This is a genomic window from Nocardioides sp. zg-1308 (assembly GCF_013155375.1).
Taxonomy (GTDB): domain Bacteria; phylum Actinomycetota; class Actinomycetes; order Propionibacteriales; family Nocardioidaceae; genus Nocardioides; species Nocardioides renjunii.
Map to the genome: position 1 here is coordinate 386,696 of NZ_JABJQY010000002.1, position 18,100 is coordinate 404,795.

25 protein-coding genes are annotated in these 18,100 nt (G+C 73.4%); 10 read left to right on the top strand and 15 right to left on the bottom strand.

Annotated elements, in window-relative coordinates; translation table 11 throughout:
• The gene (locus HN031_RS03595; RefSeq protein ID WP_172266454.1) at positions 1-792 is read right to left on the bottom strand and encodes an SDR family NAD(P)-dependent oxidoreductase; all 792 of its coding nucleotides are present in this window, start codon (positions 790-792) and stop codon (positions 1-3) included.
• Between the two features lie 120 nt (positions 793-912).
• On the opposite strand from HN031_RS03595, the gene HN031_RS03600 reads away from it, so the two are divergent.
• Both HN031_RS03600 and HN031_RS03605 read left to right on the top strand, forming a co-directional pair.
• Positions 913-1,563, top strand: a complete 651-nt coding sequence (locus HN031_RS03600; protein WP_172266457.1) for a TetR/AcrR family transcriptional regulator — start codon at positions 913-915, stop codon at positions 1,561-1,563.
• 46 nt (positions 1,564-1,609) lie between these two features.
• Positions 1,610-2,347, top strand: a complete 738-nt coding sequence (locus HN031_RS03605) for a hypothetical protein (RefSeq protein ID WP_172266460.1) — start codon at positions 1,610-1,612, stop codon at positions 2,345-2,347.
• A 62-nt stretch (positions 2,348-2,409) separates the two neighbouring features.
• Here the strand turns inward: HN031_RS03605 and HN031_RS03610 are convergent, their stop codons facing one another.
• The 10 genes from HN031_RS03610 to HN031_RS03655 all read right to left on the bottom strand — a co-directional run bounded on the left by HN031_RS03610 (position 2,410) and on the right by HN031_RS03655 (position 8,711).
• A complete protein-coding gene (locus HN031_RS03610) occupies positions 2,410-2,940 on the bottom strand; it encodes a Dps family protein (RefSeq protein ID WP_172266463.1) in 531 nt (176 codons plus the stop codon).
• A 126-nt stretch (positions 2,941-3,066) separates the two neighbouring features.
• Positions 3,067-3,822: an MOSC domain-containing protein gene (locus HN031_RS03615; protein ID WP_367650639.1), complete on the bottom strand. Its 756-nt coding sequence runs from the start codon at positions 3,820-3,822 to the stop codon at positions 3,067-3,069.
• A 22-nt stretch (positions 3,823-3,844) separates the two neighbouring features.
• A complete protein-coding gene (locus tag HN031_RS22160) occupies positions 3,845-4,486 on the bottom strand; it encodes a PepSY domain-containing protein (RefSeq protein WP_172266466.1) in 642 nt (213 codons plus the stop codon).
• A gap of 13 nt (positions 4,487-4,499) precedes the next feature.
• A complete protein-coding gene (locus HN031_RS03625; RefSeq protein ID WP_172266469.1) occupies positions 4,500-5,000 on the bottom strand; it encodes a DinB family protein in 501 nt (166 codons plus the stop codon).
• 7 nt (positions 5,001-5,007) lie between these two features.
• A complete protein-coding gene (locus tag HN031_RS03630) occupies positions 5,008-5,247 on the bottom strand; it encodes a hypothetical protein (RefSeq protein ID WP_172266472.1) in 240 nt (79 codons plus the stop codon).
• 74 nt (positions 5,248-5,321) lie between these two features.
• On the bottom strand, positions 5,322-6,458 hold the full coding sequence (locus HN031_RS03635; RefSeq protein ID WP_172266475.1) for a serine hydrolase: 1,137 nt from the start codon (positions 6,456-6,458) through the stop codon (positions 5,322-5,324).
• A gap of 18 nt (positions 6,459-6,476) precedes the next feature.
• Positions 6,477-7,097: a VC0807 family protein gene (locus HN031_RS03640; protein WP_172265503.1), complete on the bottom strand. Its 621-nt coding sequence runs from the start codon at positions 7,095-7,097 to the stop codon at positions 6,477-6,479.
• The gene (locus HN031_RS03645) at positions 7,094-7,684 is read right to left on the bottom strand and encodes a TetR/AcrR family transcriptional regulator (protein ID WP_172266477.1); all 591 of its coding nucleotides are present in this window, start codon (positions 7,682-7,684) and stop codon (positions 7,094-7,096) included. The genes HN031_RS03640 and HN031_RS03645 overlap by 4 nt, the downstream gene beginning before the upstream one ends.
• A 94-nt stretch (positions 7,685-7,778) precedes the next feature.
• A complete protein-coding gene (locus HN031_RS03650; protein ID WP_216652038.1) occupies positions 7,779-8,000 on the bottom strand; it encodes a hypothetical protein in 222 nt (73 codons plus the stop codon).
• Positions 8,001-8,045: 45 nt separating this feature from the next.
• A complete protein-coding gene (locus HN031_RS03655; RefSeq protein ID WP_172266479.1) occupies positions 8,046-8,711 on the bottom strand; it encodes a hypothetical protein in 666 nt (221 codons plus the stop codon).
• A 58-nt stretch (positions 8,712-8,769) separates the two neighbouring features.
• Between HN031_RS03655 and HN031_RS03660 the strand changes: the two genes are divergently transcribed.
• Positions 8,770-9,609, top strand: a complete 840-nt coding sequence (locus HN031_RS03660) for an oxidoreductase (protein WP_172266481.1) — start codon at positions 8,770-8,772, stop codon at positions 9,607-9,609.
• Positions 9,610-9,624: 15 nt separating this feature from the next.
• The gene (locus tag HN031_RS03665; protein ID WP_367650640.1) at positions 9,625-10,269 is read left to right on the top strand and encodes a nucleoside/nucleotide kinase family protein; all 645 of its coding nucleotides are present in this window, start codon (positions 9,625-9,627) and stop codon (positions 10,267-10,269) included.
• Positions 10,270-10,300: 31 nt separating this feature from the next.
• On the opposite strand, the gene HN031_RS03670 is transcribed toward HN031_RS03665, so the two are convergent.
• The gene (locus HN031_RS03670; RefSeq protein ID WP_172266483.1) at positions 10,301-10,963 is read right to left on the bottom strand and encodes a response regulator transcription factor; all 663 of its coding nucleotides are present in this window, start codon (positions 10,961-10,963) and stop codon (positions 10,301-10,303) included.
• A complete protein-coding gene (locus HN031_RS03675) occupies positions 10,960-12,105 on the bottom strand; it encodes a sensor histidine kinase (RefSeq protein ID WP_172266485.1) in 1,146 nt (381 codons plus the stop codon). Before HN031_RS03675 ends, HN031_RS03670 begins: the two co-directional genes overlap by 4 nt.
• 135 nt (positions 12,106-12,240) lie before the next feature.
• Between HN031_RS03675 and HN031_RS03680 the strand changes: the two genes are divergently transcribed.
• The 6 genes from HN031_RS03680 to HN031_RS03705 all read left to right on the top strand — a co-directional run bounded on the left by HN031_RS03680 (position 12,241) and on the right by HN031_RS03705 (position 16,841).
• Entirely contained in the window at positions 12,241-12,945 is a 705-nt protein-coding gene (locus HN031_RS03680) for a hypothetical protein (protein ID WP_172266487.1), read from the top strand.
• A 90-nt stretch (positions 12,946-13,035) separates the two neighbouring features.
• Positions 13,036-13,608, top strand: a complete 573-nt coding sequence (locus tag HN031_RS03685; RefSeq protein WP_172266489.1) for an RNA polymerase sigma factor — start codon at positions 13,036-13,038, stop codon at positions 13,606-13,608.
• The gene (locus tag HN031_RS03690; RefSeq protein ID WP_172266490.1) at positions 13,605-14,429 is read left to right on the top strand and encodes a zf-HC2 domain-containing protein; all 825 of its coding nucleotides are present in this window, start codon (positions 13,605-13,607) and stop codon (positions 14,427-14,429) included. Before HN031_RS03685 ends, HN031_RS03690 begins: the two co-directional genes overlap by 4 nt.
• Positions 14,426-15,295: an ATP-binding cassette domain-containing protein gene (locus tag HN031_RS03695; RefSeq protein ID WP_172266493.1), complete on the top strand. Its 870-nt coding sequence runs from the start codon at positions 14,426-14,428 to the stop codon at positions 15,293-15,295. Before HN031_RS03690 ends, HN031_RS03695 begins: the two co-directional genes overlap by 4 nt.
• Positions 15,296-15,354: 59 nt before the next feature.
• Complete coding sequence (locus HN031_RS03700) at positions 15,355-16,251, top strand: hypothetical protein (RefSeq protein ID WP_172266496.1); 897 nt, start codon at positions 15,355-15,357, stop codon at positions 16,249-16,251.
• Positions 16,251-16,841, top strand: a complete 591-nt coding sequence (locus tag HN031_RS03705) for a hypothetical protein (protein WP_172266499.1) — start codon at positions 16,251-16,253, stop codon at positions 16,839-16,841. Before HN031_RS03700 ends, HN031_RS03705 begins: the two co-directional genes overlap by 1 nt.
• A 7-nt stretch (positions 16,842-16,848) precedes the next feature.
• Here the strand turns inward: HN031_RS03705 and HN031_RS03710 are convergent, their stop codons facing one another.
• Together HN031_RS03710 and HN031_RS03715 are read right to left on the bottom strand one after the other, a co-directional pair.
• Positions 16,849-17,106 (bottom strand): hypothetical protein, encoded by a 258-nt coding sequence (locus tag HN031_RS03710; protein WP_172266502.1) that lies wholly within the window; start codon positions 17,104-17,106, stop codon positions 16,849-16,851.
• 13 nt (positions 17,107-17,119) lie between these two features.
• Positions 17,120-18,100 (bottom strand): SPFH domain-containing protein, encoded by a 981-nt coding sequence (locus HN031_RS03715; RefSeq protein ID WP_172266505.1) that lies wholly within the window; start codon positions 18,098-18,100, stop codon positions 17,120-17,122.

An 18,100-nucleotide genomic window follows, 5' to 3' on the forward strand; every position in this document is an offset into this window, starting at 1 on the left:
TCACATGCCCATCCCGCCGTCGACGGGGATGCCGGCGCCGTTGATGAAGCGGGCCGCGTCGGAGGCGAGGAACACGACGGCGTCCGCCATGTCCTGCACCTCGCCGAGGCGCCCGGACGGCGTGAGCTCGATGACGGCGCCCACCGCCTCCTCGGCGCTGCCGTAGAGCCCGAGCCGCGCCATGTCGTCGGCGAGGCCCGCGCCCATCGCGGTCGGCACGAGTCCGGGATAGACGCAGTTGACGCGTACGCCGTAGCCGAGCTTGCCGGACTCCATCGCGGCGACGCGGGTGAGCCGGTCGACCGCCGACTTGGTGCCGCTGTAGACCGAGATCGCCGGGAAGGCGATGGTCGCGGCCACCGAGGAGATGTTGATGATGGTGCCGCCCTTGCCGGCGGCCCCGTCCGGGCGCATCGTGCGGAGGCCGTGCTTGAGCCCGAGGGTGGTGCCGAGCACGTTGACCTCGAGCATCCTGCGGATGTCGTCGACCTCGACCTCGGTGATGAGGCTGCTGATCTCGATGCCCGCGTTGTTGACCAGGACGTCGAGGCCGCCGAGCCGGTCGACGCAGGCGCTGGTCGCCGCCTCCCAGCCGGCCTCGTCGGTCACGTCGAGGTGCACGAACCCGTGTCCGTCGCCCAGGCTCGTGGCCGTCTCCGAGCCCGCCTCGTTGACGTCGGCGATCATCACGCGGGCCCCGGCGGCGGCCAGCGCGCGGGCCATGCCCTCGCCCAGCCCCTGCGCGCCTCCCGTCACGAGTGCGACGCGTCCGGTCAGGTCGGTTCCGCTCATCGAGGTCTCCTCAGGAGGCTGGTGGGTGATGGCCGTCACACTGCTCCTGTGTCTTGACAAGTGTCAAGGAAATCTTCGGTCACATGTCAAGACGCGGCCCGTGTGCGTAGGATCAGCCGCATGGCCGCCCGCTCCGCCTCCTCCGTCGCCGATCCCGTGGCGTCGGCGGCCGCGCGCGTGAGCAAGCACGACAACCGCCGCGACCAGCTCGCGGAGTCCGCGCTGGTGACGCTCGGCAAGCTGGGCTACGCCCGGACCTCGCTGCGCGAGATCGCCCAGCACTCCCCCTTCTCGCACGGCGTCGTGCACTACTACTTCGCCGACAAGCAGGAGCTCATCACCTACTGCGTGCGCTACTACAAGCGCAGCTGCGTGACCCGCTACGACGAGATCGTCGAGACCTCGACGTCGGCCGACGAGCTCCGGACGCGCTTCGCCGCCAAGCTCGCCGAGACCATCCGCGAGGAGGGTCCGATGCACCAGCTCTGGTACGACCTGCGCAACCAGTCGATGTTCGAGCCGGCGCTCCGGGAGGTGGTCCTCGAGATCGACGGCCAGCTCGAGGCGATGATCTGGCGGGTCGTCTCCCGCTACGCCACGCTCGCCGACCAGCAGCCCGCCGTCGACTCCTCCACCTGCTACGGCATGCTCGACGGGCTCTTCGCCCAGATCCTGCTCGCCTGGGCGGCCGGTCCCGTCGAGGCCCGCGAGGACGCGCTCGCGGTGCTCACCGGCCGGGTCGACGCCCTGCTCCCGGCACTGCTGCGCTGAGCCGGTTCCGCCCCGTCCCTCAGGGGTCCCGGGCGATACTCGTCGGGTGCCCCGACCGACGACCTCGACCGTGCTGTCGTTCGTCGTGACCGCGGCGCTCCTGGCCGCGGTCGTCGTCTTCCACCCCTCCGCCCAGATGGGCTCCGTGCGCCGCCTCGTCGGCATCGGCGGCGAGCGCATCCTCCCGGCGCCGCCCATCGAGGCATCCCGGGGGGCGTACGCCTTCGCGGCCACGCAGCGCGGCTCGGACCAGCCGGTCGCCTGGGACCCGTGCTCGCCGGTGCCGTACGCCGTCAACCCGGCCGGGATGCCCGAGGGCGCGCGGGCGCTCGTCGACCGCGCCGTCAGCCGGATCTCGGCGGCCACCGGCCTGGCCTTCGAGGACGACGGCGACACGGACCGCCGGCCCTTCACCGGGTCGTTCGTCCCGCTCGGCGGGAGCCAGCCGGTCGTCATCGGCTGGGCCGACGACGTCGAGTTCCCCCAGCTCGAGGGAGCGGTCGCCGGCATCGGTGGCGCGGCCTCGGAGGAGGGCGGTCGCGGGCGTCGCTACTACGTGACCGGTGGCGTCGTGCTCGACATCGACGTGTTCACCGACGCCTCCGTCGACCAGGTGCCGCGGCTGATGGAGGCGATCGTGCTCCACGAGCTGGCCCACGTGGTCGGGCTCGACCACGTCGAGGAGCCGTTGGAGCTCATGTTCGCTGACAGCACCGGCCAGGTGGAGCTGGGGCCGGGCGACCGCGAGGGACTGGCCCGCCTGGGCTCGGTGCCCTGCGGCTGACCCGGACGTGCCGAGGGGGCCGGCTCACCGAGCCGACCCCCTCCGACGTGTTGCTGCGCTGCTCACTCGCTCCAGGAGCGGGGCAGGCTGCTGTTGGCGACGCGGTTCTCCGCGTCGATCATCCACGCGAGCTGCTCGAGGCGCTCGAGGATCGCGTGGATCATGTCGGCGGACGTCGGGTCCTCGGCGTCCACCTCGTCGTGGATGCGGCGACCCGTGCCCGCGACGGCGTAGAGCGCGGCGACGATGAGGTCGACGCAGTCGCCGGTGTTGACCTCGTCGGAGGGGAACTCCGGCAGCGAGGTCTGGGCCGCCACGGACTTCGCCCGGGCGTCGGGGGTGACGTACACGGCGCGCATGCGCTCGGCGACGTCGTCGGAGAACCCGCGTGCGGCCTCGACGACCTCGTCGAGGACGAGGTGGAGGTCGCGGAAGTTCTTGCCGACCACGTTCCAGTGGGCCTGCTTGCCCTGGATGTGGAGGTCGGTCAGGTCGACGAGCAGCTGCTGCAGGTGTCCGGCGAGACGCTCGGAGGCCTGGAAGGCAGGGTGGGAGGTGTGGGTCGCGGAGGTCCGGTTGGCCGTCTGGGTCATGGGAGCTTCCTCTCTGTCGGCTCTGTCGGTCGGCACCTACTCAACACCCTTTTCTTGAACGATTCCAGTAAGGAGAGGCTGACCTACGCCTTGCCTGTCGGCCGGCGTTGCCCAGCCGACCGCGGCTCAGCCGACCGGCACGGCGCCGGGCGCCACGCACGCGGCGTACATCCCGAGCATCGGCTCCCCCGCCGCGTTGGTCGGCCGTGACCCGGTCATCGCCCTGAGCAGCCGGACGTCCTTCTCGCCCGTCACGGGATGGCTGTCCACCACGGCGCACCGCGGGACCGGCCCGCCGACGCGCAGGCGTGCCTGTCCGGCGGCGACCTCCGTGCCGAGCCACGTGTCCTCGACGAACGGCTCGTCGGTCTCCACCACGAGCGTGGCGCGGAACCGCCCCGCCTCGCGGACCAGGGCCGGGTGAGCGGCGGTCCGCGCGAGGTGCTCGATCGAGGCGGTGCCGACGAGCGTCACGGGCGCGTTGAAGACGACGCCGCCCCGCGGCGCGGCTGCGAGGCGCACGTCGCGCCCGAGATGGTCGGACACGAGGCCGGCGTGCGGGCCGTCCGTCAGCGCCAGGTCGACCGGTCGGCCCCAGTAGTCGCAGGTCACGGTCTCGCCGGTGGCCACCGGCTCCGCGGCGACCGAGTCCCCCGAGGGCAGCGTCATCGACAGCACCGGTCCCTCGGTGCGTGCCACGACCCCGATCAGCGACGGGTGCTGGACCGTACGCAGCACGCGCCGCGCGACGACGTCGACCAGGCACCACTGCCGGTCCCCGACCGGGCCCTGCTCGTCGAGCCGGACGTGGTCGAGGCCGAGGTGGCGCATGCCCTTGACCGGCGCGAAGCCGACCGCGCGGACGACCAGCTCGGGAGGCACGGTCCTCAGTCTGGCAGCGGGCTCAGTCGTCGCGCTCGGTCCGCAGCACCTCGCCGGTGCGGGCGTCGACCTCGACCGTGGTCTCGCCGGGCCGGTCCTCGTCGAGCACGACCTCCCAGACCGCGGCGCCGTCGTCCTCGGACAGCTCGACGGTCGACACCGAGCCGCGCACCGCGGCGAGGGCGGCCTCGATCGCCGCCAGGTGGTCGACGGGCACGTCGAGGAGGCGCTCGCGCTCGGCGGCCTCCTGCGGGTCGTCGTCGGGCTCGGCCACCGGGTCGCCGACGACGGTCGTGGCGTCGGCGGAGAGCTCCACCTCGTTCTCGACGCCGTCGGGCGTCACGACCGTGACGGACCAGGCACCGTCGTCGAGCTCGATCGCGAAGACCGTCCCGTCCACCTCGCCGAGCGCAGTCCGGGCCGCAAGCCCGGCCTTCGTGTCGCCCGCCGGAGCGCCTGCACCCGTGCCGCCGTCCTCCGCGCCCGACCCGCCGTCACCCGGCTCGTCCTGCGGGTCCTCGGCTCCTCCGCCCTCGTCCGCTGCCGGCGCGTCGGGCCGGTCCGCCGGAGGCTCGTCGTCGTCGCTGCACGCAGCCAGGCCGAGCGAGAGCGCGAGGAGCAGCGGGCCCGTCGCGACGACGGACGCGCGTCGGCTGCGGTTCACGGCGGACCTCCGGTCAGGACCGGAGCAGGCCCTTGACGTACGCCGCCTGCCCGAGGTGCTGCAGGCAGTCGCCCTGGATGCTGATCAACCGCTGCCCGGCGGTGACGGGCGGGTCCCAGCTCTGGTCGACCTCGCGCTCGAGCTCCGCCTCGTCGACGGTCTGCAGGTAGCGCGCGGTCGCCAGGGTGACCTCGTGGTGGTAGTCCACGAGCAGTGCGGGGTCCTCGATGCGGATGGCGTCGACCTGCTCGCTGCTGTGCCCGTAGCCGATGTCGTCGGTGCCGTTGGGCAGGCCGAAGCGGTCCTGGAACCTCTCCCACACCTGCGACTCACCGGCCAGGTGGGCGACGTGGTCGTCCTGGACCCGTGCGAGGTGCCACAGCAGCCAGCCGACCGGGTTGCCGGTGCCGCCCGGGCGGTGGTGCAGGGTCTCCTCGTCGAGGTCCTCGGCCACGCTCGCGTAGAGCTCGGTGATGCGGCCGAAGCCCTCGGTCAGCACGCCGCGGACATCCATGGCCGCGTCACTCCACCGGCGTCGCGGACCGGACCTGCGGTGCGCTCGACTGCTCGTCCTTCATGCCGTCGATCTCGGCGAGGATGCGCTCGCGCTCGTCGTCGTCGAGGCGTACGCCGGCCTTCTGCAGGCCGTCGTCGAGCTGCCGGGCGATGATGCCGTCCTCGGCGCTGTACTCCCAGGAGCTCACCTCCTCGACCACGCGCTGAGCTGCCTCGATCGCTGCCTGCTGCACTTCGTCGGTCATGCGCTCCACCGTAACGAGGGCACTGGCACGCACCACGCCCGTCGGGGTGTCCCATCCCCCGGACCCGGCTCCGCTCAGGCCGCCGACACCCTCCAGAACGCCTGCAACAGCTCGAGCACGGACCCGTCGAGCCCGGCCTGGCTGAGCAGGACCGCGACGACGCCCTCGCGCGGGTGGACGTACGCCGACGTGCCCGTGCCGCCGACCCAGCCGTAGCGGCCGACGACGTTCCACGGGTCGATGAGCTCGGTGTCGACGCCGCCGCCGAACCCCCAGCCCTGGCCGTCGAGGAAGAAGCCGCCCATCTCGCGGTGCTGCGCACTGACCTGGTCGGTCGTCATCCGGCGCACCGCCTCCGCCGACAGCACGCGGCCGTCCGGGCTCTCGCCCTCGGCGAGCAGCATCCGGCCGAAGGCGAGCCAGTCGTCGACGGTGGTCACCAGGCCGCCGCTGCCGGACGGGAAGGAGGGCATCGTGGTGAAGACGCCGTCGGGCTCGTCGCTGACCTGCAGCACGCCGGCGTCGTCGTGGCTGTAGAGCGTGGTGAAGCGGTCGAGGCTCTCGGGCGGCACGGAGAAGCCGGTGTCGACCATCCCGAGCGGCTCGAGCAGGCGCTCGGCCATGAGGTCCGGGAGGTCCTGACCGGCGGCGCGGGCGAGCAGCACGCCGAGGACGTCGTAGGACGCGTTGTAGGTCCAGCCGTCGCCGGGCTGGTGCATGAGCGGGATCTCCGCGAGCCGGCGCATCCACTCGTCGGGAGGCGGCACCTCGCCGATGTCGTCGGAGGCCTGGCCCAGCCGCTCGAGCAGGAGCGGCACGACGGTGGAGTCCCAGGTGGCGAAGCCGTGGCCGGCCGTCCCGGTGAGCAGGTGCCGGGCGGTGATCGGGCGCTCGCACGCGACCGTGTCGTCCAGCTCGCTCCCCAGCGTCCGCAGCACCCGCGGCTCGGCGAGCTCGGGCAGCAGGTCGGCGACCGGGGCGTCGAGGTCGAGCCGCCCCTCGTCGACCAGCACCATCGCCAGGGCGGCGGTGACGGGCTTGGTGATCGAGGCGCCGCGGAAGATCGAGCCGCGCTCCATCGGCCTGCCGCTCGTGCCCTGCCGACCGAGGGCCACGACCTCCTCCTCGTCATGACGTGCGACGAGGGCCACGAGCCCCGGGATCGCGCCGGAGTCGACGTGCGGGCGGAGGGCAGCCTCGAGGTCAGCCATGCTCCGACCGTACGCCGGTCAGGCCGGGGTCCGCTCGCGTCGGCGGCCGACCGCCCCCGCGCGGACGTACACCACCGTCGTGACGACGTTGAGCAGCACGGCCGTGCCGACGTAGAGCGCGAGGTTGAGCCCCGGCACGGCGTCGGGAGGGAGGGTGTAGGCCATCACGACCCGGGCCGCGGCGTCGACCAGGGTGCCGATCGCCCAGAGGATGCTCGAGGTCCGCCACATCCGGCGCCACCACGCCTCGCGCTCCCACAGGCCCTCCCAGTCCCCCGGCCAGCCGAGGCGGCCCTCGACCATCGGCCGGGCGAACTGGTAGGCCAGCGGGCGGTCCGCCCACCGCAGGCTGGCGAGGAACCAGGCGCCGACACCCCCGGTGACCAGCGCGTCCTTGGCGAGCAGGAACCGCTCGTCGCCCGGCACGAGCGAGATCGCGAAGCTCGCGAACAGCAGGACGGTGAAGAAGGCCTCGAGCCCGCCCGGCCGACTGCCCCGCACCAGCGCGACACAGGCCGGCACCAGCGAGAGGACCGCGCCGACGACGAGCGCCGCGTAGACGCTGACCCCGAGGTGGCGCAACAGGTAGTAGAGCGCGGTCGACCCGACGATGCCGACGACCGGCCGCAGCAGCGTCACGGGTCCGCCCGGGTCGCGCGGTCGAACAGCTCGACCAGCTCGGCGGCGTACGCCGCGCAGTCCAGGCCCGGGTCGGCCTGCAGCTGCAGCGGCACCCCCTCGACGGCCCGCTGGACGGTCGCCGCCACCACGCGGACGTCGAAGTCCCGCAGCTCGCCTGCCTCCTGCCCCTGCCGCAGGATCCGCTCGAGGTGGCTGGCGTCGCTCGGTCCGACCGGGCCGCCGGCGCCCCACGCCCCGGACAGCACGACCTGCAGGAGGGCGCTCATCTGCGCGCGGTGGCTGTCGGCGTGGCCCACGACCCCCTCGACGTACGCCCGCAGCCGACCGCGCGCCGTCGTCTCGGCGCCCACCAGGGCGCCGACGTGCTCGCCGATCCCGCTGACCACGTGCTCCACCAAGGCTGCGACGAGCTCGTCCTTGCCGGCGAAGTGGTAGGAGATCAGCCGGGTGCTCGACAGACCTGCACGCTCGGCGATGCGGGCGAAGCTCGCCCGGGCGAAGCCCTCCTCGGCGATGACCTCGATGGTCGCGTCGAGGATCTGCGCACGCCGTGCCGCGGAGGTGGCGGAGCGAGTTACTGACACGAGTAAAAAGTACGTCGGTCAGGTAAGACTGTCCAGCGACGACGAACGGACGCCCGAGTGCGTCCGCGTCACCTGCCGGGTCAGGAGAGTCGGGTCAGAGGTGCTGCATCTTGGCGAAGGGCGGCTTGATCCGCACCGCCTGGGAGCCGAAGTCGACGGTCACGGCGTGACTGTCGACCTTGGTCACCGTGCCGAGACCGTAGAGGTCATGGGACACCCGGTCGCCGATGTCGTAGTTCTCCACGACGACCTCGGGGGCGGGAGCGAAGGGGCTGCTCTTCAGGTGTTTCGGCCGCGAGCCGCTCGGGTTGCTCATCTGACCCAGTATGCGCCCTTACGGGTGGGATCGGCACCTTCTTGACTAACCCGAGACGAGCCGGACGGGGCCGTGCGTGAACTTCGCCTCCCAGTCGACGACCTTCCAGCCGCCGCCGACGGGCACCAGGACGTACGTCGCGTCGCGGGTCACCGGGAGCAGCGAGTGGCGGCCCGTGTCGTCGCCTCGCTCCTCCAGCACCAGGCCCGTCTCGAGCGCGAACGACAGGCTCAGCGCGTCACCCTCGCGCCGCGCGGTCGCCGGTCCGACGGTGGTCCCGTAGACGAAGGGGCCGTCGTCCGCGCGCTGGTAGCCGCGCGGCACCCGGCGTACGTCGTGGAGCGTGAGGCCGTCGACGTCCGCGCGCTCGCGCCACCGCTCCAGCGCGGACGTCGTCAGGACGGCGCGCACGCTGCGGAGGTCGCGCTCGTCCTGCTCGGGCACCGGCAGCGCGAGCGACGTCCGCTCCTGCGCGAAGGCGAGGTCGGCGAGCATGCAGTAGGCCGCCATCACCTGCTCGGCGCCGAACTCGTCGGCGGCCGGGCCGGTGAACGGCTCGGCACCCGGGACGCAGGGCAGCGGCTCGTCGACGGCCTCGGTGGTGGCGGGGCCGGCGCTGGGCGTCGGCTCCGGCTCGGCCCTCTGCTCCGGCTCGCCGCCGCACGCGGCGAGGGCGACGACCAGCGCGGCACCCAGGACTGCTCCTCGCACGAGGCACCTCCCTTCCTCGACAGGCAGGCTAGTCGCGATACCGCACTACGCTCGCGGCATGGACACACGTGTCGGGGCCCCCGTCGCCCTGGTGACCGGAGGCTCGTCCGGGATCGGCGAGAGCACCGCCCTCGCCCTCCTGGACCGGGGCTTCACGGTGTACGCCGTCGCCCGCCGCGTCGACCGGATGGCCCCGCTCGCCGAGGCAGGCGCACACACCTTCGCCATGGACGTCACCGACGACGACTCGATGGTCGCCGGCATCGCCCGCATCATCGAGCAGCAGGGACGCATCGACGTCCTGGTCAACAACGCCGGCTACGGGTCGTACGGCGCCGTCGAGGACGTGCCGATCGAGGAAGCGCGGCGGCAGTTCGAGGTCAACGTCTTCGGCCTCGCCCGCCTGGTCCAGCTCGTCACGCCACACATGCGCGCGCGACGCTCGGGCCGGATCGTCAACATCTCCTCGATCGGCGGGAAGTTCTACGAGCCGTTCGGCGCCTGGTACCACGCGACCAAGTTCGCGGTGGAGGGCTTCAGCGACAGCCTGCGCATGGAGCTGCGGCCCTTCGGCATCCAGGTCGTGCTCATCGAGCCGGGCCCGATCCTCACCGAGTGGAACGAGATCGCCCGCGACTCCCTGCTCGAGCGCTCGGGGTCCGGGGCGTACGCCACCCACGCCCGCAAGGCGCACGAGGTGCTCACCGAGTTCGACAGGCCCGGCCGCGCCTCGACGCCCGAGGAGGTGGCGGACAAGATCGTCAAGGCTGCGACCACGCGGCGACCGGCCGCCCGCTACCCGGTCGGCAAGGGCGCCCGGCTGATCACCACCTCGCGCGACCTGCTGCCGGACCGGGTGTTCGACCAGGTCGTGGGGCGGACGTTCGGGGTGCGCTAGGTGCCGGCGCCGTCCGTGCCCGAGCCGTCCCTGCCCGCGCTGGTCGACCGGGCCGCGGGCCTGGTGGACCGGCCGGATCGGGTCGTGCTCGGCATCACCGGGCCGCCCGGTGCCGGCAAGTCCACGCTGGCCTCGCTGTTGCTCGACTCGCTGCGATCACACCTGGGGCCCGACGCCGTCGGCCACCTGCCGATGGACGGCTTCCACCTCGCCGACGTCCAGCTCGAGCGGCTCGGCCGTCGTGACCGCAAAGGAGCGCCGGATACCTTCGACGTCGACGGCTACACCGCTGCGCTCGTGCGGCTGCACGACCAGCGCGGACGCACGCTCTACGTCCCGGGGTTCGAGCGCGACCTCGAGCAGCCCATCGCCGCGGCGATCGCGATCGAGCCGTCCGTGCGGCTGGTGGTGACCGAGGGCAACTACCTCCTGCTGGCCGTCAGCGGTTGGGGGCGCGTACGCCCCCTGCTCGCCGAGGCGTGGTTCGTCGACGTCGACCCCGACGTACGACGCGACCGGCTGGTCCGCCGCCACGAGCAGTTCGGCAAGTCGCCCGACGCCGCTCGGGCGTGGGTCGAGGCCGTCGACGAGCCGAACGCCGCGCTGGTCGCGGCGACGCGGGACGCCGCGGACGTCGTCGTGCCGCTCGACCGCTTCTGACGGCCGCCGGGGCGCGCCGGTCGACCGAGGGCTACGGCTCCGTCCGCTGCCCGGGCACCACGAGACCGTGCTCGTAGCACAGGACCACGGCCTGCACCCTGCTCGTGATGCCGAGCTTGGCGAAGACACGGTTGACGTGCGACTTCACCGTCGCGCGGGACACGAACAGCGTCGCCCCGATCTCGTCGTTCGAACGACCCTCGCCGACCAGCACGAGGACCTCGCGCTCGCGTCGGGTCAGTCCAGCCGTGAGACGGTCCGCGCTGCCCGGCGCCGGACGCGCGACGTGCTGCTCGATCAGCCGCCGGGTCAGCTCCGGCGCGAGCAGCGCCTCGCCGCGAGCCACGGTGTCCACGCCCTCGACCAGCCGGGCCGCGGGGGTGGTCTTGAGCAGAAAGCCCGCCGCACCGTGCCGCAGGGCGGCGTGGACGAGCTCGTCGAGGTCGTACGTCGTCAGCACCAGCACGCGGGTCGGGCTGCCCTCGGCCACGAGGAGCCGCGTCGCCTCGATGCCGTCGAGGACCGGCATCCGGATGTCCATCAGGCACACGTCGGGGCCCAGTCGTCGTACGGCCTCGATGCCGGCTCGTCCGTCGGCGGCCTCCCCGGCGACGGTGACGCCGCGTGACTCGAGCATGACCCGGAGGCCGGCGCGGACCATCTCCTGGTCGTCCACGACCACCACGCTCGTCACACCGACTCCTCAAGAGGCAGTGCAGCTCGGACGGAGAAGCCGCCACCCGGAGCGGGGCCTGCGGACAGCGAACCGCCGAAGACCGCGACGCGTTCGCGCATCCCCACGAGCCCGTGCCCGTGGCCGCCCGGGACCAGCACCGGAGTGCCTCCGGAGGTGCTCGTGAGCGCCACCTCGACGCCGCCTGCCGAGCGCCGGTAGCAGACCTGCACGCGAGCGCCCGGCGCGTGCTTGAGCGCGTTCGTGAGCCCCTCCTCGACGATCCGGTAGAGCGAGAGGTCGACGCCGGCCGGCAGTCCGTCCGTGCTTCCCTCCATCGCGAGCGCCACGTCGAGCCCCGAGCCGCGGTAGGCGTCGACGAGGCTCGGGAGGTCGGCAGCAGCGGGTTGCGGCGACACGTCCGAGTCGTCCTCGTCACGCAGGAGCCCGAGCAGCCGGCCGGTCTCGGCCAGCGCTTCCCGGCCCGCCCGTTGGATCTCCTCGAGCGACGCGTCGACCGCCCGCTCGTCGCGTCCGAGGAGTGACTGGGCCGCCCCCGCCTGCACCACCATCACGCTGATCGAGTGGGCGATCACGTCGTGGAGCTCGCGGGCGATGCGGCGGCGCTCGGCGGCGACGGCGTGCTCGGCGACGTGCCGCTGCTCCTCGACCAGCCGGACGGCTTGGTCGGCGAGGAGGTCACGCTGGTGGACGTGGGCGAGCACGAGGCGCCCGAAGAACCAGGGGACGAACGTCAGCGCCGCCACCCAGAGCACGTCCCCCAGCGCCGGGATCGCGAGACCGCCGGCCACGTGGCGCGCAACGTCCAGCGCGGCGACCGCTGCGGCACCTCGCCACACCGACGGCTCGTAGCGTCCGAGCGCGAAGCACGCGGCGAACAGGATGGGCAGCGGAGACGTCAGCGCGTCCCCCTCGATCCCGAGCGGCGCCGCCCCCAGCGTCACGACCGCGGCGGCGCCCGTGGCGAAGAGGAGCGGCAGGTGCCGGCGTCCCAGGAGCAGGACGCAGGGCACGAGGACGTACGCGATCGCCGGCGCCGCTGCCAGTCCGCTGACGCTCAGCACCTCGACCGCGCCGACGACCGCGAGCGCGGCGGGTAGCAGCCAGTCCTCGCGGCTGATCGACCAGCGGGGCCAGTCCATCCTGGGAGGTTAGCCCCGCAGTGGCCGCCCCGGGGTCAACCCTGGGGTGGAGATGCGGTCGCCTCGGGGCCGACGCGCGGGGCGTGCTCACGCGCCTAGCGTCCGAAGCCCGCACCCGACGAGGAGGTCACCCCGATGAAGCGTCCCGACCTGTCAGACACGACCGTACGGCGCTGCGGTCTGGCCGCCGTCGTGCTCGCGGTGGCCAGCGTCCCCCTGGCCCCCCTGAACTCGCTGGCCCGCATGAGGACACCGGACGGCCGCAGCGACCTCGAGAACCCGATGGCGGCCTGGTGGGCCGAGCCCGCGATGGACGCCGTCGGTCCGCGGCTGCTCGACTTCGCGGGCGCCTCGACCGTCTACCTGACCTACGGCAAGTTCAACCTGCTGGCGGTGCTCGCGGTCCTGGCGTGTGCGGTCGCGGCACTCAGCCGACGTCCGGGGCGGCTGGGCCGGATCGAGCGCTGGGGCTGGCGCCTGACGCTGACCAGCCTCGCGGTCATGTGCGCGGGGCAGCTCGTCGTCTACTGGCTCGGCGTGGTCGACGAGGGGTACCTCGTCGTGCTGCTGGCGATGCTCGTGGGGATCTTCGGCAACGCGCTGCTGGGCCTGGGCCTGGTGCGGTCGGGCTTCCGACCACGGCCGGCGGCATGGGCGGTCCTGCTCAACCTGCCTCTCAGCGTCGCGCTGGTGTCGGTGGCGACGCAGGCGACCGGCATGTGGCCGATGATGCTGGCCTGGGGGCTCATCGGGTGGTCGCTGTGGCGCGATCCCGCACGGCGCCCGGCACGGACGACGGTCAGGGGTACGGCGCCGGTCGGGGCGACCCGGCGCGCGTAGCGCAGGGCCGATCGGACCGCGCGCACCACCAGCGGACACTCGTCGACCCGGACGGGAACCATGTGGCCCGTCCGGTGCGACAGTGCTGGTATGGGCAGCAGCGCGGCACCCGCGGACCAGGACGACGCCGTCCTGGTGGCGCTCGTGGCCGACGGTGACACCGCAGCGCTCGAGGAGCTCTACGGCCGCCACGCGGCCTGGCTCGTCGCGCGGCTGATGCGCCGCTGCCACGACTCCGACGTCGTCCTCGACGTCGTGCAGGACACCTTCGTCACGGTGTGGAGGGACGCCCGGCGCTACCGCGGCACAGGGGAGGTCGCGGGCTGGCTATGGGGCATCGCCTTCCGACGGATGGTGTCGCGGCTCCGGTCGCGCAAGGACGTCGTGCTCCTCCCCGAGTGGGACACCGTCGGCCGGGGGCAGGTCCCCGCGGCCGAGGACCAGGTGCTGCTCGGGGTGGAGTACGGCGACCTGGCCGGGGCGCTCGCCGGGCTGTCCCCCGATTTCCGCTCCGTCGTCCAGGCGTGCGTGCTGGACGGGCTGACCATCAAGGAGGCCGGCCGGCTGCTCGGCGTCCGGGAGAACACGGTGAAGACGCGCCTGCATCGGGCCAAGGCCCAGCTGCGGGGATCCCTCGCCCTGGCACAGGAGGAATGGCGATGACGACCACCTGGCACGTCCACGACGACCTGCTCGCGGCGTACGTCGACGGCCGCCTGGACGCGATCGTCGGCGCCTCCGTCGAGCAGCACCTGGGACGGTGCGCCGACTGCCGCGTGTCCACGACGCCGCTCGTCGACCCGCAGCTGCTCGCCCGCGGGTGGGCGGGCGTCCGCGCCACGGTCGAGTCGCCGCCGCTGCCGCTGCCGGTCCGGCTGGCCCGCCGCTGCGGCGTCCCCGAGCCCACCGCCGTGCTGCTCGCGGCGGCCACCTCGCTGCGCACGGCGTGGCTGGTCGCGGCGTTCCTGGCCCTGTCGTTCGCCACCCTCGCGACAGTCGTCTCGGGGGGGATGATGCTGGCGCCGTTCCTGCTGGTGGCTCCGCTCGTGCCGGCCATCGGGGTGGCCGCGGCCTACGGCCCCCAGAACGACCCGCTCGAGTCGCTCGTCGTGACGGCTCCCTACGGGCGGACCCGGCTGATCCTCGTCCGCACCCTCGCCGTCCTCGTCTCGGTCCTGCCGGTCACCGCCGCCCTCGGCCTCCTCCTCCCCGGACCCGCGTGGCTGGCCGCGGCGTGGCTCGGGCCGGCGCTCGCGCTCGTACCTGTCCTGCTGGCCCTGTCGAGCTTCGTGGGCCCCCGCGCCGGTGTCGCAGTCGTCGTCCTCGCGTGGAGCGCCCTCGTCGTCTTCTCCCTGCGCGGGTTCCCCGCCACCTGGCCGGTCGAGGCGCCCCAGCAGCTCGCCTACCTGTCCCTCGCGGTCGTCGCGGCCGCCGTCCTCCTCGTCAGGTCCCGCCTGGACCGGCGCATCGGAGCCGTGCTGTGAACACCGTCGAGCTCACCGGAGTCACCAAGGCCTACGGCGGCACCCGCGCCCTCGACGCGGTCGACCTGTCCTTCGACCGCGGGATCACCGGGCTGCTCGGCCCCAACGGCGCCGGCAAGACCACGCTGCTACGCATCGTCGCCACCTCGATCGCCGCCGACGGTGGCGAGGTCCGGCTGCTCGACCGGGATCCGCACGGCTCGCAGGCCGAGGTGACCGCGATCCGCCGCCAGCTGGGCTACCTGCCCCAGGAGCTGGGCTACCCCGCCGACATGACGGCCTTCGGGTTCGTGGAGTACGTCGCCGTGCTCAAGGAGTGGAACGACCGCCGCCGTCGTCACGCCGAGGTACGCCGCGTGCTCGAGCTGGTCGGCCTCGGCGACCTCGCGACGAAGCGCGTCGCCAGGCTGTCCGGCGGCCAGCGGCGCCGCGTCGCACTGGCTCAGGCGCTGCTCGGTGACCCGCGGATCCTCGTGCTCGACGAGCCGACCACGGGGCTCGACCCGACGCAACGCGCCGACCTGCGGCGCACCCTGTCCGTCATCGCCGGCGGCTGCGCCGTCCTGCTCTCCACGCACCAGACCGAGGACGTGGCCGCGCTGTGCGAGCGCGTCGTCGTCCTCGCCAGTGGCACCGTCCGCTTCGACGGGACGGTCACCGACCTCGTCGCCACCGCCGTCGGCCGGGTCTGGACCTGCGACGAGCCGGGACCCGACGCGCTCGTCAGCTGGCGCACCGGCACCGGTCGCCACCACGTCGTCGGCGGCACGCCACCCCCGGGCGCCGACCCGGCCGAGCCCACGCTCGAGGACGCCTACCTCCTCATGCTCGGCGTCGACGCCCGAGCCGCGCACGTGCCCGCCTGAGCCTTCCCTCGAGCGCTGCTCGAGCCCGTCCACTCGCCGTCACCACCCCAGGAGTCACCATGGCCGACAGCCTTGCCCTGCCCACCACCCGCACCGCCAGCCTCGGCAGCATGGCCGGGATCGAGGCTCGACGCCTGCTCCGCAACCCGATCTTCCTGGTCGGGGTCGCATTGGCCTTCGGTGTCCTTGCGCTCATGGTCGCGACCAACGAGGACCCGGCCTACACGGACCTGCTGCCGATCCCGCTGATCCCGGCCTTCTTCGTCGGGCTGACCAGCCTGGTCGCGATGGCCCGGCAGACCCGATCCACCGAGGCAGCGGTCGAGGCCGTCGGCACGGCACCCCGCACCGAGGCGCAGCGCACCGTGGCGCTCGTCTCCGTGTGCCTGATCCCGTTCGCCGTCGGGCTGCTGTTCGTGGTGGCCGAGGTGGTCATCGCCCAGTCGGTCGGGGTGGCGGATCAGGAGTGGTGGTTCGCCACGCTGCCCGACTGGCAGGTCTGGAGCATCCTCCTCGCCAGCGGACCCGTGGCCTGCCTCGGCGGCGCCCTGCTGGGCGTCCTGACCGGTCGGTGGCTCCGCTTCCCGGGTGCGCCCGCGGTCGTGGCCGTGGCTGCGGTCCTGCTCAGCTTCGCCGGCTCCGTCCCCATCGCGTACGGCGCCGGGTCCGAGCTGCGCCTGTGGGTGCCGTGGGCCATGTGGCACTCGGGCACGCTGGAGGACGGCACCCAGGAGCTGATGGCCGGCAACCCGGCGGCCTACCTCGGCTACGTCCTCAGCCTGTGCGCCGCAGCCGCCCTCGTCGCCGTCTGGCACGACCGGACCGCCCGCACCCCGCAGTTGCGCACCGCGATCCTCGGCACCGTCGTGGTCGGCGTCGCCTGCCTCGTGCTGTCGATGACCACGGGGCCGTCCGACAACCGCGTCTCCGAGCCGGTCCCGTTCCGGGTGGAGTGATGGCGCCACGGTGGTGGTACCTCCGGCACGGCGTCGCGTGGTCCGCGTTGCTGGGCTGCTGCGGCGCCGCCCTGGCGGCCGCCGGGGCGCTGGCCCGCTGGCCGTCGACGGCGGTCGTCCTGCTGCCGGCCCTGCTCGCCTGCTGCGCCGCGGGCGCCGGGTTCGCCTTCGACGAGCGCGCGACCACCGTCGTCGCGGTCACCCCGCGCGGCGCCGGGTGGCGGCGTACGACGCGACTCGTCGCGGCTGCCGTCCCCCTCGTCGTGTGGGTCGCCGTCGTCCTCGTGCGACCGGGCGACCTGCCGCTCGACCGGTGGGCGTGGTGGTCCGTGGGCGCCGCCGCCCTCGTCCTGGCCTCCGGCGCCGCGGCCCTGGCCTCGCGGCGACAGGTGGAGAGCCCCGGCTCCCTGCTCGCCTCCGTCGCGGCGCTGGCCGTCATGTCGCCGGTGGTGGTGAGTGGGTTCCTCGGGTGGGAGTCGGCCTACCCGATGGGCGGCTTGACCGCGTCGACGTGGGCGTTCTGGTGGGTCGTCGCCGCGGCAGGCGCCACAGCGTGGGCCGTCGCGCTGCGGCCGGGCATCCGCGCCTGACTGGCTCTCACTCCTCCGGGTTCTTGGGCGGACGACCGCGCTTGGGGACCGGGCCGGCGTCGCGGGGGGCGCGGCCGGCCTTGCGGAGCGCGTCGCGCAGCACCATCTCGACCTGCGCGTTGACGCTGCGCAGCTCATCGGCCGCCCACCGCTGCAGGGCGGAGTGCACCGCGGGGTCGAGGCGCAGCAGGACCGCTTTGCGCTCCTGACCCCGCGGCTGGGCCTCCGGCTCCTCGCCCGACTCGGTGCTCGAATCGCTGCCCATGACCCGATGCCGCTCAGGTGTAGAGCGACCCGGCGTTGACCACCGGGGTCGTGCCCCGCTCGGAGCACAGCACCACCAACAGGTTGGACACCATGGCCGCCTTGCGCTCGGCGTCCAGCTCGACGATGTCCTTGCGCTCGAGCTGGGCCAGCGCGCTCTCGACCATGCCGACCGCGCCGTCGACGATCTTCTCGCGGGCCGCGATGACGGCCGAGGCCTGCTGGCGCTGCAGCATCGCCTGCGCGATCTCGGGGGCGTACGCAAGCGCGGAGATCCGCACCTCGATCACCTCGAGCCCGGCCAGCGCGATGCGCGCCGCCACCTCGGCCGCCAGCTCGGCGGAGATGACCTCGGTGTCGCCGCGGAGGGTGACCTCGGTGACCGCGTTGTCGTAGGGGTGGCTCATCGCCACGTGACGCAGCGCCGACTCGGCCTGCACGGCCACGAAGTCCTCGTAGTCCTCGACCGCGAACGTCGCCCGCGCGGTGTCGGCGACCTGCCAGACCACGATCGCGGCGATGTTGATCGGGTTGCCGTCGGCGTCGTTGACCTTGAGTTCGTTGGTCTCGAAGTTGTGCACCCGCACCGAGACGTTGCGCCGCGTAGTGAGCGGGACAAGCATCCGCAGGCCGGGCTTGCGCACCGTGCCGACGTAGCGGCCGAAGAACTGCACGACCCGGGTCTGGCCCGGCGCCACGATGGTCAGCGACGCGGAGAGGATCAGCCCGAGGAGGCCGAGGAGCGCGCCACCGACCATCTGGCCGGCGCCGCCGCGGCCCGCGTCGGCGTCGATGACGCCGAGCACGAACAGCCACGTGCCGACGACGAGGAGCGCCAGCGAGACGACGAGCCCGGCGAAGCCGTCGATGGACCAGGCCGTGCGCTCGGTGACGTCGACGCGGGTGCCGTCGTGCCCGACCGGTCGACCTGCGGGCGCCCCGCCCTCCGACTCGTCGGTGTGGCTCGTGTCCTGCACCTGCTGGTCCTCGCTCAT

What these genes read in the sequence shown, in the direction of transcription:
- HN031_RS03690 (WP_172266490.1), top strand. Translation starts at nt 13,605, where the DNA reads ATGACGACCACCTGGCACGTCCACGACGACCTGCTCGCGGCGTACGTC.
- HN031_RS03710 (WP_172266502.1), bottom strand. Translation starts at nt 17,106, where the DNA reads ATGGGCAGCGATTCGAGCACCGAGTCGGGCGAGGAGCCGGAGGCCCAG.
- HN031_RS03625 (WP_172266469.1), bottom strand. Translation starts at nt 5,000, where the DNA reads ATGGATGTCCGCGGCGTGCTGACCGAGGGCTTCGGCCGCATCACCGAG.
- HN031_RS03635 (WP_172266475.1), bottom strand. Translation starts at nt 6,458, where the DNA reads ATGGCTGACCTCGAGGCTGCCCTCCGCCCGCACGTCGACTCCGGCGCG.
- HN031_RS03600 (WP_172266457.1), top strand. Translation starts at nt 913, where the DNA reads ATGGCCGCCCGCTCCGCCTCCTCCGTCGCCGATCCCGTGGCGTCGGCG.
- HN031_RS03685 (WP_172266489.1), top strand. Translation starts at nt 13,036, where the DNA reads ATGGGCAGCAGCGCGGCACCCGCGGACCAGGACGACGCCGTCCTGGTG.
- HN031_RS03680 (WP_172266487.1), top strand. Translation starts at nt 12,241, where the DNA reads ATGAAGCGTCCCGACCTGTCAGACACGACCGTACGGCGCTGCGGTCTG.
- HN031_RS03675 (WP_172266485.1), bottom strand. Translation starts at nt 12,105, where the DNA reads ATGGACTGGCCCCGCTGGTCGATCAGCCGCGAGGACTGGCTGCTACCC.
- HN031_RS03650 (WP_216652038.1), bottom strand. Translation starts at nt 8,000, where the DNA reads ATGAGCAACCCGAGCGGCTCGCGGCCGAAACACCTGAAGAGCAGCCCC.
- HN031_RS03610 (WP_172266463.1), bottom strand. Translation starts at nt 2,940, where the DNA reads ATGACCCAGACGGCCAACCGGACCTCCGCGACCCACACCTCCCACCCT.
- HN031_RS03705 (WP_172266499.1), top strand. Translation starts at nt 16,251, where the DNA reads ATGGCGCCACGGTGGTGGTACCTCCGGCACGGCGTCGCGTGGTCCGCG.
- HN031_RS03595 (WP_172266454.1), bottom strand. Translation starts at nt 792, where the DNA reads ATGAGCGGAACCGACCTGACCGGACGCGTCGCACTCGTGACGGGAGGC.
- HN031_RS03660 (WP_172266481.1), top strand. Translation starts at nt 8,770, where the DNA reads ATGGACACACGTGTCGGGGCCCCCGTCGCCCTGGTGACCGGAGGCTCG.
- HN031_RS03700 (WP_172266496.1), top strand. Translation starts at nt 15,355, where the DNA reads ATGGCCGACAGCCTTGCCCTGCCCACCACCCGCACCGCCAGCCTCGGC.
- HN031_RS03715 (WP_172266505.1), bottom strand. Translation starts at nt 18,100, where the DNA reads ATGAGCGAGGACCAGCAGGTGCAGGACACGAGCCACACCGACGAGTCG.
- HN031_RS03630 (WP_172266472.1), bottom strand. Translation starts at nt 5,247, where the DNA reads ATGACCGACGAAGTGCAGCAGGCAGCGATCGAGGCAGCTCAGCGCGTG.